This window comes from Neobacillus drentensis, from assembly GCF_036965425.1.
Lineage (GTDB): Bacteria > Bacillota > Bacilli > Bacillales > Cytobacillaceae > Neobacillus > Neobacillus drentensis_F.
The window spans coordinates 45,875-62,468 of record NZ_JBALPP010000034.1 but is presented as its reverse complement, the minus strand read 5'-3'; the positions used below and the strand labels follow the sequence as shown (position 1 = coordinate 62,468).

Sequence of the window (16,594 nt, the reverse complement as noted above, 5' to 3'; positions counted from 1 at the left end):
CATAGTAAAAATCGGAAAAAATAAAAAGAGGCAATCCCTGAAGGAATTGCCTCTTAATCAAGACAGATTACTTAATCCAAGCTCCATCTTTACCTACTTTGTATTTGCCAATAGTAGTATTAGCAGCCATTTTACCATCATTATATAAATAGTACCACTTATTGCTAACCTGTACCCAGCCTGTTAACATAGCACCGCTGTTTGCTAGGTAATACCAGTTCTTCCCAGATAGCAGCCAGCCCGTTTTCATAACACCAGTAGTAGTATCAAGGAAGTACCACTTCTTGTTCACAAGTACCCAACCGGTTTTCATAACACCGTGAATGTCAAAGAAGTACCACTTGCCATTTATTTGTGCCCAGTTAACTTTCATATCGCCGTTAACTGCATCTAAATAGTACTTTTTGTTACCTTCTTTAATCCAGCCAGTTTGCATAGCACCGGCAGTGTCTTCATCTTCGCTAAAGAAGTACCACTTGCCATTTACTTTCACCCAGCCAGTTTCCATGATGCCTTCTTTGTTGAAGTGATACCATATACCATCTTCATCGTGAAGCCACTTATTAGTGTAAAGCTCTTCCGTTTCAGGATCAACATAAGACCATACGTCGTTTCCATCTTCATCCTGGGAATAGATCCAGCCTGTTTGTGCTTCAACTGTGATATCAAATGGAGCAAGATTTCCTGTTCTGTCAGTAATGTCTAAACGAATCACTGTACCTTTTGCAAATGTTTGTCCCATTGGAATTTCAAAGTAACCTTGGTCATCAGCAGTTGCAGTACCTAAAACTTTTCCGTCAACTTTTGCTACAACTTTTGCACCTGGCTCAGTTGTACCATAAACTGTATCGTCATAGTTTGTTACTGAAACTTGAGGCTCTTCAACAAAGTTATCGATTAAGATACGGCCTTCAATTTGTGCACTTACCGGCTGCGGTAAAGATTTGAAGTACTGAATGAATCCGTCTAAATCCACCACGTTTGTTACACGATTTTTACCAGACTTAAGGACTGAGAAACCATCTCCGCCATCTGCCATGAAGTTGTTTACAGTTATTGTGTATTCAGCTTCTGGATCGATTAATGAACCATCTTCAAGATAAATATCAAGAACTTTGCTGCCATAAGGCTGTGAATCGGTCCAAGTATAACGAAGACCAGAGACTGCCATGATTTTGTTATAGCTTGGCGGTGCTTGGAATTGTTGATTTAATAAAGTTCTGATTTGGTCACCAGTAACAGTCATTGTTACTAGGTCATTACCAAATGGTTGAACCTTGAATAAATCGCCCCAAGTGATGGTTCCGCCTGGAAGTGGGTTACGGATACCGCCTGAATTCATAAATCCTAATTCAGTTCCAGTAACTTTACGCATACCATCAGCAATTAAATTACCAAGTGCGGATTCACCAGAAGCATTTGCTACGTTTGTGATTGGAGCTGAAGTAGAACCAACTACTTGGCTGACAATCGGTTTGATGTCTTCTTGGTAGCCGTCAAGTTCCGCTTTGATTTTTGCATCAGCAGTAATTTTGCTGTGAAGTGTATCTACCACTTCTGCTTTGCGGTCAATAATATCACCAGTAACGGCATCAATAGTTAAGTCAATATCTGAGAATGCTGTACCATATGACCATGATTGTACTAAAGTCTTGCTGTCAACAGTTGTATTTAGATATTTATGGTCATGCGCACCGTAAATAACGTCAACTGAAGGATCAATTGCTTTAGCCATGTCAACAACTTTTCCAGTTGCTGCTGTACCGTCTGTTTTTGAAGTTCCTGGATCGTGTGCAAGAACGACAATTGTTTTTACACCTTTATCAGTTAATTCTTTTGCGTATTTATTAATAGCAGTTACTTCATCTGTGAATTTGACGCCTGCAACACCGCTTGGAGTAACGATTAATGGAGTTTCAGTTGTTACAACACCGATAAAGCCGATTTTCACGCCATCAACTTCTTTTACCACGTATGGAGGTAAAATATTTTCATTAGTCTTTTCATCGACAACGTTTGCTACTACGTAATCCATAGTTGAGCCTGTGAATTTACCGTATTTCGCTTCGTATTTTTCTGTTTTCGGATTGCTGCCGCCATGGATTAAACGCTTCATTTCGGCAACGCCTTCGTCAAATTCATGGTTACCGATTGTACCAACGTCCATCCCGATTTCATTCATCATGCGGATAGTTGGCTCGTCCTGCATTAATGCAGAAACTGGGGGACTTGCTCCAACAAGGTCACCGGCTTGAAGCATTAAGGTATTCGCAGGGTTTGTTGCTTCTCTGTCTTTTAAGTAAGCAGCAAGCCATTCGATACCGCCTGAGTAATCAACTACTTTACCAGAAGAATCTTTAATGGATCTCCAAGTGTCAAGCTGACCATGGAAATCGTTGATGCCTAATAATTGAATGTGTACGTTTTGATCTAAAGTGTATTGCTCAAATCCATCTGCTAATGGCGCAGCATCTTTCACATTTGGTGCAGATGCTAAAACATCTTTCGCAGCTGGAGAAGATTTAAATGTTAAAGTTTTCGCTACGCCGCCAACAGGAGCGATTTTCCAGTTGTTGTCTGCTGCAGGATTGACAACACCTTGCTCTTTAATATAATCCATTAAAATCTGACGGTTTTCATATGGTGAATCAACCACAACTTTGGCATTGCCGCCCTTTGTTCCAGGGAAGTTACCGCCGCCGCTTGCACGATAGTTATTAGTCGCCACAATGAATTTTTGATTTGGATCAATTGGATTTCCATTCATATCTGTAAAGTTGATGATACGGTGGGAATCAGCATTGACCACATCACCAGTAGTGAAATTGTAACGAGCTGGCTTCGTAATATCGACTTGGTATTTAACACCATCGATCACATCAAAGTTATATGGTTGGAAGCCATAATTGATTAATTCCTGTGCATTCGCATTGTTAGGGTCAATTTGATTAAATTGAGATGCAGACATTTCTAACCATTCTTTAACTTCTGCACCTGTTAACTCAACAGCTTTTAAAGTGTTGTTATACAAATAAAGGTCATTTGCACTCTTAATAGAAAGATCGCCTTTTACGATATTCGTATAATCAGTTGCACCTTGACGGCCAGCTTTGAATGGAGCACCAGCAGAAATGACTGGAATATCCTTTAATTCCGGTTTATTCGTTGCAATCCACTTTTTAACATAATCGGTTTGTGCATTGTTTACGATTTGGATTGTTGGATCATCCATTACACGTGAAAAATAGCTGTGCATTTGTGAAGTGGTTTCACCAATTTTTCCGCGTACGTAGGCAAGTGTTGCATCATGTTCCGGTTTTACGGCATCAACAATTGTTTGATCAACTGCAGTTGCAGCCGTAACAGGCATGTCGACAGATTTTGAGGCAGTTTTATCTGCTGTCCACTTTCCATTTTCATCTTGTACTAACGCTAAGTCTAGTACTCCAAGGTTATTGCCCCAGAAGCCTGCTTCTACTGCAGGTGTTCCGTTGATTGTACCCTGCTTTGTGTCAAGTCCTGGTAAATCTGGGTTCGCTAAATTGCTTCCTGAGTGGAACTCTTTACCAGCAGGGAAAGCATAGTGAGCATGTCCAAATAGAAGGGCATCTATGCCAGTAACTTTACTTAATGAGAAAACAGCGTTTTCAGCATCTTGCTGACCATCATTTGTAACGTCACAGCCGGAGTGGGCAATCGCAACAATAACGTCTGCACCCTTAGACTTCATTTCTGCTACATATTTTTCTGCTGTTTTAACAATATCTTTTACGATTACTTTACCTTGAAGGTTATCTTTATCCCACTGTAGGATTTGTGGCGGTGCAAAACCAACAACACCAACGTTTATTGTATGTTCAACACCATTAGCATCCTTAATCGTTTTAGGGATAATTTGATATGGAGTAAAATAATTTTGATCATTTGTTGGATCACTATCATGATCATCCTTGTAAATGTTAGCGTTTACAATTGGATACGGTGCATTTTTCATCGCAGTGTTTAGGAAGTCTAGGCCATAGTTGAACTCATGGTTTCCTACGATACCGCCATCATATTTTAATAGCTTCATAGCTTTAAACATTGGATGTGTTTCATCAGCAGTTAAAGGCTTTACTTTTGCTACATAGTCTGCCATTGGATTTCCTTGTAGTAAATCACCGGCATCAAATAACATCGAGTTGCTTGGGTCTACCTCTGATCTTGCTTGTTGAATTAAGCTGGCAGTTTTCGCCAAACCGTAGTTTATACCCTTATCTGTATCTTGGTAATAGTCGTACGCCATGACTGCATCATGCAAGTCAGTTGTTTCTAAGATACGTAGTTTAGCTGTGTTTCCTGTTACTGCAGCTTTCGCAGTATGTGGGAAAATATTCATAGGAACTGTTGTAAGCGCTAACGCAACAGCTAGAGAACTATTAAGCATGCGTCTCTTCATGCTTCTCTTTATCTTTCTCTTCACACTTTTTCCGCCCTTCGACAAAAAATATTTGTATTGCAAGACTATTCTACTAATTTTTCAAATAGATTCATAGTCTTTTTTGTAAAATAATTGTTGGTATTTTGTTGAATGTTCGTAAATTATTTTTAGCGTGAATATTTAGAATTTTCAAGGGTTCAAGTGGCTTATTATTTTAAAATTATATGTAACATTTCCAATCTGACAAACGTCTATTTTGGGAAAGTTTTCTGCAGGAAAGGTGGAAAAATGGAAGAATTATATTTTTCAAATTTCGACACTAAACTACAGTTTACGTAGCTGTAAAAAAAGGGTAAAATGTAAATTGGTCTTTTATACTTTTAAAAAATGAATCATGATGATATTGATATAAAGGAGAAAATATATGTCCGAAATTCAACGCTCACAGCGTAAAGCGCAGAAGAAGAAAAAGATCCGGAAAAAGCGGGTTTTTATGTGGATTTTCGTTCCGTTTTTAATTGTTGCCCTATGTAGTGCCGCATATGCAACATTTTTGCTTAAAAAAGCGGAATCAGTCGTCAATAAATCATATAAACCCGTACAGACCGTATCAAAAAGAACGGTCAAGGCTAATCCCGATATGGATAATATCTCAATCCTCTTGATTGGGGTAGATGAAAGTAAGAGCCGGAAGAAGCAATATGGCGATGCGGTCCGATCTGATGCCCTTTTGGTGGCAACCTTAAACAAAAAAGAAAAGTCCGTCAAGCTGTTGAGTATACCGCGTGATTCGTATGTGTATATTCCCGACAAAGATAAATATGATAAAATCACCCATGCTCATGCATACGGCGGTCCGAAGTATACAATCGATACGGTACAAAACCTGCTAGATATTCCTATTGACTATTATGTTAAGGTAAACTTTTATGCCTTTATTGATGTGGTTAATGCTTTAGATGGAATTGATGTCGATGTCCCATATGCTATTTCAGAAAAGGACTCAGAAGACCATCACAATGCTATCAACTTAAAACCTGGCTTCCAAACGCTGAATGGCGAGCAGGCGCTGGCCCTTGCAAGAACGCGTCATAAGGATACCGATGTAATGCGCGGGATGAGACAGCAGGAAATTATTAAAGCGATTTTCAAAAAAGCACTATCTCTTGGTTCCATTACCAAGCATGCTAACATGATTGAAGCAGTTGGCGACAATATGCAGACGAATATGTCCTTTAATGATATGAAGTCGTTGATGGATTATGGCCTTGCAGGCAGCGGCTTAAAAATCGACACCTTGAACTTAAAGGGTGCGGACGATTATATTAACCGGGTTTACTACTACAAGCTTGATGAAGCATCGCTCGAAGAGACGAAATCTATCTTAAAAGCCCATTTAGCTGCCGATTCAACTGCTGATGACGCCAGCACAACAGACAGCACAAATGGTAGCAGTGATTCTGATTCAAATTCTACTGATACAAACTCAAGCGAAAATAACAATTAGCAAAAAAAGCCGTATCATAATTCGTGATGCGGCTTTTTTTTATTGAATGTCCATTTTTGATTTAAGAAAAAATTTACGAACATGCCTAGGAAAGTCGAAATAACTTGAGCTCCTGCAGAATGGATATTTAATTGATCCACCAATAGGAATAGAGATAAAGTGTTAAATCCAAGCGTAATAAGATTAACGACAACAAATTTTAGAAATAGTATCAGCGTGCCTGATTTTTCTTGAAACACCCAGTTTTTATTCCAAAAAAAACTGTTAACGGTTCCCAAGCCATAGGCAATGACGTTCGCTATTAAATAATTTATTCCTAGATAAACGAACAGAGTAAAACTCCCTATCGTAATGAGAGTATTGAAGATACCAACAGCACCAAACTTTAAAAACTTCGTCATATTGATAATTCCACCATTTTTTAGGAACATTATACATTTTTTTATAACGAAGAAAAAGCCTGACCGCTTTGGTCAGGCATTACATCTTATCTATTTCGTACTGTGGTAACTAGTAAAACGCGCATCATTTTAATTAATGGACGGTAGTTCTTGCCGACAAGCCCAACGGTTTCCGCAATCAATTCTATTAGAATCAATAAAACGAGAATGAGGAAGAATCCTCCCATTAGCTTTGCCTGTGAAAAGATAATCGCCGCAAGACCGAAGAAAGCTGCCATTGCATAAATGATTAACACTGTTTGACGATGGGTAAAGCCAGTACGGAGCAGACAGTGGTGTAAATGCGACTTATCTGGTGCAGATAATGGCTTCTTATTCACAATTCGGCGAATAATCGCAAAGAAAGTATCGGAGATCGGTACGCCGAGAATAATAACAGGAACGATAAAGGAAATCAGTGTTACGTTTTTAAAACCTAACAAAGATAAAACGGAAATCATATAGCCCAAAAATAAGGCACCTGTATCACCCATAAAGATTTTGGCTGGGTGGAAATTGTAAAGCAAAAATCCAAGCGTACTTGCTAGAACGATAGAAGCAACAGCTGTTACATAGCCATCACCCATGATAATCGCCATTCCAGAAATAGTAATCAAGGCAATGGAAGAAACACCGGCAGCTAGTCCGTCTAAACCGTCAATTAGATTGATAGCATTGGTTATCCCGACGATCCAGATAATTGTCAGCGGGATACTTAAATAACCGAATTCAATTTGGCCTCCAAATGGCAGGTTGATAAATTGAACATGAACGCCGCCCCAGATAACCACAATGGCTGCTGCAGCAATCTGAGCAACAAATTTAATTTTCGCCGAAAGCTCTAACATGTCATCAAGAATTCCGGTAATGACAATGATAATACTACCTATGATAATCGGCAGCGCATAGGGCCCTCCAGGACGCATTACTAACAATCCGACGATAAAGCTTAGGTATATGGCTAATCCACCAAGACGCGGCATGATTTTTTGATGCACTTTTCGTTGATTTGGTTTATCAGTAGCCCCAATTTTGAAGGCAAGTTTTTTTACTAAAGGCGTAAGAAGAATAGAACTAAAAAAACATAATATCAGGGTGATGTAGATCATCATGATCCTCCTCATATAGTTGGCCGTAACCATCTAGGTTACTAGAAAGTTAGTTATCTATTTAACAATCAATTACATAACAACTTAACGAATGTACCATGTGGATTATAACACAGCTAAAATTTATTTTAAATAGATTTTCCTTTTCAAGCAAATGACTAATTATTTCATATTTTCCATAAACTTCATAGTTACTATATTAATAGATGAAATTCAATAAAAAGGGCATTAGCTTAGGCCCCTTACATCTTCCACTTGGTACAGCTGAATGACGCGGTCTGTCATAATGTCTTGATCGTTTTCCTTCGCCATTTCTAAACCGTTTCGAATAAGCTCCTGTTTCACTTCTGTCGATTCAAGGACCGTTATAATTCCTTTTTTTAGAGAATCGGTGTTATTTACTTCTACCAAAATTCCGTTGCCTTCATCGAGAAGATACTTAAGCCCGCCCACATTAGTTCCAACCACTGGCGTTCCACAAGCCATCGCCTCGAGGGCCACAAGCCCGAACCCTTCAATATGTGAGGGCAGAATAAACACTTCTGCAGCGGCCATCCATAAAGCAACCTCTGCTTGGTTTTTAGTACCAAGAAAATGAATACTTTCTGTAAGCCCTTCTTTTGCTATCATCGTCTTGATTTTTTGAAAATAGCCTTGATCCTTATTTGAACCAAGTATGTACAGTTCATAATCTGGATAATCATTTTTGAGAAGGCTGTAAGCCTCAATCAATTCATTAACACCTTTTTGTTCAATGATATTTCCCACAAACAATAATGGAGTCTTCCCCTCTGGAATTCCGCATTGCTTCCGAGCCTGCACTTTATCAACCTGCTTAAAAACATTCAGGTTTACACCCATATTAATGAGAGAAAGTTTTGGCCTCGGCACCCCAAAGTCTTTTTCAAGGGTGGCAAATAATTCTTGGCCAACCGCAATGACGTGGTCGGCATCTGCTAAAATGTTTCTTGTCATAGTTTGAATGCGTCCGCTTTTCTTCACCATTTTATCAATATCACCGCCATGTGCAGTGACGATAAAACGGGCTCCGAAAAGCTTTTTGTACCACTTCGCAAGCCAGCCACTTGGGAACACATAATGGGCATGAACAACGGATGTTTTGCTCCCTTTAAAAAGCAGATGAACTCCAAACTTGAGCATCCATTTCCCATATTTCTTCAGCAAATTCAGCTTACCTTTGTTCGGATTGTCAATCGCAAGGACATCCACATCCAAACCCTTGCTGCGCAGTGCTTCTACTTGATTTTTCACAAAGATTCCAAAGCTCTTATGCTCGCTCGTCGGATACATGTTTGAAATGACGGTTACTTTATTTTTCATGAAATCTCCTGTTGGACATACATAGTTCTTATTAATATACCATGAATTTTGACGAATTACACAAACTAAAAGTTACATATTCGTTTCAATTTCTTATCATTTGACATTTTTCAACAATATGTGTGGATTTTCTACTATATGTTATAATATCATCATTGTTTATTATCTTAAGGAGGTACGCAATTTGTTATTTAATTCCTACATATTCATCTTCGTGTTCTTTCCAATAGTATTCGTAGCTTACTATTTGCTTTTGAACTTAAAAAACAAAAGTATCGCGAAGATCTTTTTCGTTATTGCCAACCTTTATTTTTACAGTTATTGGAATATTAAGTATTTACCGATTATTCTTTCATCGATTGCAATAAATTTCACCTTGGCAACCATACTTAACAAAATTCAAAAGCTGGTTATAAAAAGAACCGTCTTAACAATTGGCATTCTGTTTAATATTGGCTTACTTGGTTACTACAAGTATTACGATTTCTTTATGACCAACGTTAATGCTGTTTTCAAGACGGACCTTTCGCTGTTACATCTGGCTCTGCCGTTAGCCATTAGCTTCTTCACCTTTCAGCAAATTGCTTACTTAGTTGACACCTTCCGTGAAGGAACGAAGGAATATTCCTTGCTTGATTATGCATTCTTTGTTACCTTCTTCCCTCACTTGATTGCTGGACCGATTGTCCATCATCGGGAAATTATCGACCAACTAAGAGACGGAACAAATTATAAGATTAAATTGAATAATATCGCTTCAGGGCTGTATATTTTTTCAATTGGACTTTTTAAAAAGGTTATCATTGCAGATACACTGGCTGGATGGGCCAATACAGGGTACACCAATATTGCAACATTAACATTGTTTGATAGCTGGGTTACTACCTTAGCTTATACGTTCCAATTATATTTTGATTTTAGCGGGTATTGTGACATGGCAATTGGATTAGGTTTATTTTTTAATATCAAGCTGCCGGTTAACTTTAACTCACCTTATAAATCACTTGATATTCAAGATTTCTGGCGCAGATGGCATATGACTTTAGGCCGCTTCTTCACCCACTATCTTTATATTCCGCTAGGTGGAAGCAGAAAAGGCAATGTCCGCACTTATATTAACTTATTTATCATCTTTTTTGTCAGCGGTATTTGGCACGGAGCCGGATGGACGTTTGTCATTTGGGGAATCTTGCATGGGGTTGCAAGCGTCATTTACAGATTTTGGTCCACATTAAATATCAGGCTGCCAAAGCTTGTCGCTTGGTTTATCACTTTTTTATTTGTTCATATTGCCTGGGTATTTTTCCGTTCGCCTGATCTAACGACTGTTAAATTAATGCTGACAAAAATGTTCAGTCTTCAAGGGTTTCATTTCCCAGACCGTCTGACAGCGTTCTTTAATGAAACACTTGGAACTCATTTTATAGCGGCGACGTATTATTTTGATTTAAAACTAATCCTTCTCTTTGCTTTTATTCTTGGTATTGTTGTATTTGCCAAGAACTCAATCGAACGCTTGAATACCTTTAAACCTAATTATCGGACTGCAGCATTCATTAGTCTTATTGCAGTGATTTCTTTGCTATATTTGAGCAGAGTCAGCGAATTTTTATATTTTAAATTTTAAGGGGTTTACCATCATGTCATATAAAAAATTCCTTGCCATTTCTGCCATTATGGCATCCTTTTTCATTTTTTTAGTTTCGGTCGTAATGTATAAACTTGACCCGTTATTTTATTTTAGAAAACCTGATCTGTACAGACCGCAATATATTGCGACAGAACGTTATCAAATGCCAGGATTTTTGAAAAATCAAGATTACGATACCGTTTTTACTGCTACCTCAATGGGGCGTAATTTCCGCGAAAGCTACGTAAATGAAAGGCTTGGCGTTAAATCTTTTAACGCCTCTTTACCAGCATCGACTGCCAAGGAACAATCGATGGTTGCGGAAGCCGCGTTTCGAGACAAGCCCCATTTAAAACGTGTCATCTGGGAGCTCAATTATTTTTCCTTTGCAGGTGACCCTGACTGGGTAACGGGACCTCCAAGCGATTTCCCTACCTATATGTACGATAAATGGAGATTCAATGATATTCGATATTTGTTTAGTTCTTATTCGATTGAGGTCCTTTATAATAATCTAATGGCGAACAAAGCAGGGGACGAGCGCCGAAGGGATATTGAATCACTTTACAAATTTGGTCAGGTTGCCCCGATCGAATCAATCGACCATATTAAAACTACGCTTAAGAATGTAGAGCCTTTGGAACAGTTACCGAGCTATGAAAAGTCATCGATCCAAATCGAATCCTTTAAGGAAAATGTGATTTCTCTTGTAAAAGCACATCCGAATACGAAATTCACCTTGTTCTATGCGCCATACCCAATCTATAATCACGTTACCTTTTATAAAAAAAATCCGAAATATTTAACTGAAAGAATAAGGTTTAAAAATGAAGTTTATAAGCTTGCCCAAAAATATCCCAATGTAGAGCTTTATGATTTTCAGGATATGAGGAATATTACATTTAATATTGGAAATTACCAGGGCGACCAAACCCATTACTACAACTTTATCAATAATTGGATTATCGATTATTTTGCAAAAAATAAACCGGTTCAATCGGAAAAAGAATACGCTGTAAAGCTTCAAAATTTCGAAAAGCAAATAACCAATTTTAACGTTAAACAACTACAAAAAGTTAGCTCCATAAAAGAGCAGTATGTCTTAGATAACTAGTGTTTTCGACTGCAATGAAAATAAGAAGGGCATGATTCTTTATAAAAGAATCATGCCCTTTACCTTCATTAAGGTGTTTGCTCATCATTTGCTTGAACTTCAGTTTCATTGATTGGAACTTCTTGTACTCCTTCAGGGGTTTCTGTAACAGGCTCTCCTGCTGTTCCTTCTGGATTACCGCCTGCAGGGTTTCCAACTGCTCCGTTAGGATTAGCGCTTACAGACCGAGTAGTTACTGCTTCGGATTTGTTGCCTTCTGGTGCAACGGTCATGGAAGTATCTTGAGCAATTATAGCTCCACCCGCGCTTGTATCATTAGCTGGAGATGTGGCTTGCGCTTCTATTAAAACTCCATCATCACCAAACGTATATTCTACCCCATCAATGGTTTGTTTTCCTGTAACCATCACACCATCGGCATTAAGATAGTAAGTCTTCCCGTTATCTTGAACCCAGCCAACGGCCATTTCTCCATTAGTGTTAAAGAAATACCATTTCGAGTCCAATTTAAGCCAGCCTGTTCTCATCGAACCGTCACTCATTAAATAATATTTTTTATTATTAATTTCTAGCCAGCCCTTTTGCATAACTCCATTATCGCTAAGGTAATACCATTTGTCTTTAACTTTCACCCAGCCTGTCTGCATGACTCCATTAGCATTAAGAAAGTACCATTTGTCTTGTACTTTCACCCAGCCCGTTTGCATAACTCCATCGGTATTTAGGAAATACCACAACCCCTTGACTCTAGTCCATCCGGTATTCATCAGTCCGGTTGCATCAAGAAAATACCATTTTCCATTTTGATTTAGCCAGCCAGTTTGTTTTATACCATCTTTATAAAAGAACCATTGGGTGCCCTTTTTAACCCAACCATCATTTGTACCTTGGAGACGTTTAATAAAACTCTCCCACTGTGGCAATAAATTTCTAGGGCAGTTCTTACCCGTCCAATGTTTATGAGGAACTACATGATCAATCGATATATTGAATCTGCTCATCAAATATTGGACGAGTTCAACTGTATTCGTTACAGTTTGTTTATAATTTCCGTCAACATTAACACACATTTCAATATGAATGGATGTCCTGTTCCCCGGACCATTTCGTCCGTCTCCAGCGGCCCATGCTACTTCATCAAAGGGAATGGACTGAATGATTTCGTGTTCATCTACCTGTAAATGCCACGAGGCTGTCCGGCTATTCCCCCGTTCCTGTAAACTTGCGTGCGCCACTGCGTCTGCACCTCTCGCTGTATTATCTGTTTCGTGTATAGTAATGTATTTTGGAACCATTTTAATACCCGGTCGGGTTTCAGTATGAGAAACAGGAATTAGTCGTTGAATAATATTCATGGCTTATCCTCTCCTTTACTTTTATTTATGCAAAAGAGGAGCATTTGGTCAGGGCTTAGGCTGAAATTAGGTCAAAAGTACTTTAATATAAAAACTCAGTTAGGAAATGATAATATTTCACCCACTTCTTTCACTTAAGAATTAATTAAGCTACAAAATCTATAATCATAAACAATTACAAATTCAATTGTTGTGAGGTAGAGGTATGTTAAAAACCATTTTATCGATTGGTTTGATGGTCTCAGGAATCATTGGACCCGCATTTCAAACGGTACAAGCCAGCACTAATCCAAATTTACAAGTTGCCGTTATAAGTGATACTCATATTGATCCAAATATCCCCAAACTGACAAAGAAATTTGAAAAGGCAATGGATGACTTAAATACCATCGCCCCAAGTTATGATGCTATTGCCGTTAATGGTGATATGACCAATTATGGAAGAACAAAAGAGTATGATTTGTTTAACTCGGTTTTCAAGACTAAGAAAAATAGCAGGGCTGAGGAATTTATGGCGATCGGAAATCATGAATGGCTTGACTCGCAAGGAGATGCCTCCGTCACAGATGAGGAGTTAAAAAATCGATTTCTAAGTAACATGAACGTTTCAAATCTTTATTATGATAAATGGATAAAGGGGTATCATTTTATTACAATTGGCGGAGAAAAATCAGAGAAAACGATGCTCGCTCAATATGGATCGAAAGAAAGGGATTCAGCGTATATTTCTGACGTACAATTTCAATGGCTTGAGAATACTTTGTCTATTAATGCCGATAGCAATAAACCAATCTTTGTTTTCTTTCACCAGCCCATTACCAATACTGTTTACGGCAGCGAATGGGGTGCTGGTCTAGAAGATCAAAAGATTCTTGCACTGTTAAAAAAGTATCCTCAGGTTATTCTTTTTACAGGGCATTCTCATTACCCTATTAATAATCCGAAAAGTATTGTAACTGATGGCATTACCATGGTTAACACCAGCTCCGTTGCCTACACCTATACACCTAAAGGAAAAGAAAACTATACTCAATCCCAAGGATATGTCGTTAATGTATATGATGATAAAGTAGAATTGAAAGCAAGAGAATTTAGTAATGGTACTTGGATTAAGACGGTTACCATTCCACTAGGGAAATCCAAGTCCACTCAAACCGAATGGGTCAACTATCAAGGTGATTGGTACTATAATGATTCAAAAGGGAATCTAAAAAAGGGTTGGTTTCATTCGAAGGGACACTGGTATTATCTTGATAAATCAACTGGGAAGATGGAAACCGGCTGGGTACAAATAGACTATGAATGGTATTACTTTAATGATAAAGGCGAAATGCAAACCGGCTGGCAAAAATTAAGCGGCAAGTGGTACAATTTCAATGCAATTGGCAGTATGCGGACAGGCTGGTACTACGAAAACGAACAATGGTACTTTCTCAGAGATAATGGGACTATGACAACCACTAATACCTTTGTTTTCGGCAAATTAGAGCACTTTAATCAGCATGGACAAAACATAGGATAATTCGACAGAATTTTATATCCCCTTCGAATTAAGGTATAATGATACCATTATTATATAAAGGGGCATAAAAATGTCAGTTAAACATGTAATCCGGAAGAGTTTAAAATCCATTCAGCAAAATGGATTGCAGCCTACTTTCCAAAAAGTGCAAAGAAGATTGTTTACGAAAATAGGAGTTAACAAAATTTTCAATCGTAATAATCTCCAGCTTCATGATGTTTATCTTAAAATTGCGGAATTGAATAGAAGTAAAGAAATCAAAGGCTTTGCCATTCTAACCTCCGGGCGTGAATTTGAAGAATTGTATAATCAAAGAACGATTAATCTTGCCAAGTATTTATCTGACCAGGGATTTGCTGTACTATTTGTCGCATGGCAATGGGATGATCAGGAAAAGCTTGAAAAGAGCTATCAGATGGTTTATAAGAATATCTTCGAAGTTCCTGTTTACGATTTCATCTATGGGATCGAGAAATTAAAAATGCTAGATGAAATAGCAAATAAAACCTATATAACAACATTCCCAGCAAAGCTTTTCTACGGATGTGTAAATCAATTAAATCAATCTAATTATCAAATTGTTTATGACATCATGGATGAGTGGGAAGAATTCTATAAGACAGGGGATGCACCTTGGTATAACCGGAGCATTGAGGAAGCATTTGTGAAGGATTCTAATTTGGTTTCAGTTGTTTCCCAGCCATTAAAAGACAAATTTGCCTCCATTAGAAATGATATTTATGTGATTGGAAATGGATATAACGCCGCCTTATCCGGGAAAAGAAATGTATCTCTTAGAAAAGAATCACCTGATCAAAAAATTCATATCGGTTATTTTGGCCATTTGACACCTTCATGGTTTGATTGGGATCTTATTTTTTCCTTAGCCAAAAATGAGAACTTTTTTTTCCATTTTATCGGTCATGGCGCCCCTGATGATATTTTAGCTAAAATTGAAGCATCCCCCAACTGTAAATTTTATGGAAAAGTACATCCGAGTCAGCTGCAGCAATTTGTTGAGAAATGGCATATTGGCATCATTCCGTTTAAATCGAGTAAACTCTCCGATGCGGTTGACCCAATAAAAATTTATGAATACTTATATTTTGGGCTGCCAACGATATCCACCGGTATTCCTCATATCGGAAAATATCCGCTCGTTACCCATTGTGAAGGTGAAGCGGCAGTAAAATCAGCCATCTTACAAGATTATGAACAATTGATTCATTCCAAGCTGCCATATGAAGAGTTGGATGACTTTTTGGCAAAAACCACATGGGACGAGCGTTTCAAGGAAATTTTAAACCTGCTTGCAGACAAATAAAGGAAGAGTGGTTTTTGTAAGCCACTCTTCCTTATTATTTTAAAGTAATGATTTGTATAACTGTTTATAATGACTGATCATAATTTGATTACTAAATTTTTCTGTAAAGTCCTTTTTGGCTTGTTGTTCCAGTTCGGATCGTTTATCAGGATTTTCAATAAATCTGCTAAGCCGCTCAACAAATGCGGAAACATCCTTTTTTTCGACAATAAAGCCATTCACATTGTCCTGAATCACTTCAGCCGTATTTCCAACGTTTGTAACAACCACAGCTTTTCCATACGCCATCGCTTCTAATAACGTAAGTGGGGCGCCTTCCCATAATGACGTCATCGCAAAAACGTCCATTACCTTAAACAATTCATTCACTTTGGAAACATGACCGATAAATTTTATATTGCTGACACCTTCAGCTTTTTCTCTTAAGGACTGGCTATACTGTTCGCCGCCTTCTCCTGGAATTAAAAAGACGAGATGCTTATATTTTTGATTTAAAGTCTTGGCTGCTTCAATAAAATATTCTAACCCCTTTTGAACATCTAGTCTTGAAAGAGTACTGACCACAAACGAGTCTTCAGGCAATCCGAATTCCTTTTTCAATTCTGCTTTTGTCCGTTCAGTAGGGATAATTCTTTCTGAATCAATGGAATTTCTTATAACTGTATATTTCCGATTATTCATAACTTTAAAGTTTGCCAAATTAAACTTTTCGACTGCCTTTGAAACTGAAACGACAGAGTCCACAAGGTTAAGATAAAAGCTATATTTTGTCCTTCCCCATGGATTTTCGAAAAAGTGATATGTATTATGTGTGGTCTCGATTACTTTAACA

11 protein-coding genes are annotated in these 16,594 nt (G+C 38.0%); 5 read left to right on the top strand and 6 right to left on the bottom strand.

Translation table 11 applies throughout. The features are described from left to right. Positions 1–67: 67 nt before the first annotated feature. Positions 68–4,462 (bottom strand): bifunctional 2',3'-cyclic-nucleotide 2'-phosphodiesterase/3'-nucleotidase, encoded by a 4,395-nt coding sequence (locus V7161_RS09265; protein WP_335444373.1) that lies wholly within the window; start codon positions 4,460–4,462, stop codon positions 68–70. Between the two features lie 382 nt (positions 4,463–4,844). Between V7161_RS09265 and V7161_RS09260 the strand changes: the two genes are divergently transcribed. Then, positions 4,845–5,927 carry an LCP family protein gene (locus tag V7161_RS09260; protein ID WP_335444371.1) on the top strand — a complete coding sequence of 361 codons (1,083 nt, stop codon included), beginning with the start codon at positions 4,845–4,847 and terminating at the stop codon, positions 5,925–5,927. A 14-nt stretch (positions 5,928–5,941) separates the two neighbouring features. On the opposite strand, the gene V7161_RS09255 is transcribed toward V7161_RS09260, so the two are convergent. The 3 genes from V7161_RS09255 to V7161_RS09245 all read right to left on the bottom strand — a co-directional run bounded on the left by V7161_RS09255 (position 5,942) and on the right by V7161_RS09245 (position 8,817). Further along, positions 5,942–6,328 (bottom strand): GtrA family protein, encoded by a 387-nt coding sequence (locus V7161_RS09255; protein ID WP_335444368.1) that lies wholly within the window; start codon positions 6,326–6,328, stop codon positions 5,942–5,944. A gap of 86 nt (positions 6,329–6,414) precedes the next feature. Next, the gene (locus V7161_RS09250; protein WP_335444365.1) at positions 6,415–7,476 is read right to left on the bottom strand and encodes a glycosyltransferase family 4 protein; all 1,062 of its coding nucleotides are present in this window, start codon (positions 7,474–7,476) and stop codon (positions 6,415–6,417) included. Positions 7,477–7,704: 228 nt separating this feature from the next. Continuing rightward, the gene (locus V7161_RS09245; protein ID WP_335444362.1) at positions 7,705–8,817 is read right to left on the bottom strand and encodes a glycosyltransferase; all 1,113 of its coding nucleotides are present in this window, start codon (positions 8,815–8,817) and stop codon (positions 7,705–7,707) included. Positions 8,818–9,001: 184 nt separating this feature from the next. Between V7161_RS09245 and V7161_RS09240 the strand changes: the two genes are divergently transcribed. Together V7161_RS09240 and V7161_RS09235 are read left to right on the top strand one after the other, a co-directional pair. Further along, positions 9,002–10,444 carry an MBOAT family O-acyltransferase gene (locus V7161_RS09240; protein WP_335444359.1) on the top strand — a complete coding sequence of 481 codons (1,443 nt, stop codon included), beginning with the start codon at positions 9,002–9,004 and terminating at the stop codon, positions 10,442–10,444. 13 nt (positions 10,445–10,457) lie between these two features. Continuing rightward, positions 10,458–11,561 carry a hypothetical protein gene (locus tag V7161_RS09235; RefSeq protein ID WP_335444357.1) on the top strand — a complete coding sequence of 368 codons (1,104 nt, stop codon included), beginning with the start codon at positions 10,458–10,460 and terminating at the stop codon, positions 11,559–11,561. 68 nt (positions 11,562–11,629) lie between these two features. On the opposite strand, the gene V7161_RS09230 is transcribed toward V7161_RS09235, so the two are convergent. After that, positions 11,630–12,916 (bottom strand): N-acetylmuramoyl-L-alanine amidase, encoded by a 1,287-nt coding sequence (locus tag V7161_RS09230; protein ID WP_335444354.1) that lies wholly within the window; start codon positions 12,914–12,916, stop codon positions 11,630–11,632. 205 nt (positions 12,917–13,121) lie between these two features. Between V7161_RS09230 and V7161_RS09225 the strand changes: the two genes are divergently transcribed. Together V7161_RS09225 and V7161_RS09220 are read left to right on the top strand one after the other, a co-directional pair. After that, positions 13,122–14,438: a metallophosphoesterase family protein gene (locus V7161_RS09225; RefSeq protein ID WP_335444351.1), complete on the top strand. Its 1,317-nt coding sequence runs from the start codon at positions 13,122–13,124 to the stop codon at positions 14,436–14,438. Between the two features lie 70 nt (positions 14,439–14,508). After that, the gene (locus V7161_RS09220) at positions 14,509–15,762 is read left to right on the top strand and encodes a hypothetical protein (RefSeq protein ID WP_335444348.1); all 1,254 of its coding nucleotides are present in this window, start codon (positions 14,509–14,511) and stop codon (positions 15,760–15,762) included. Between the two features lie 39 nt (positions 15,763–15,801). Here the strand turns inward: V7161_RS09220 and V7161_RS09215 are convergent. After that, positions 15,802–16,594 (bottom strand): glycosyltransferase family 4 protein (locus V7161_RS09215; RefSeq protein ID WP_335444346.1); only part of this gene is annotated, 793 nt, incomplete at its 5' end.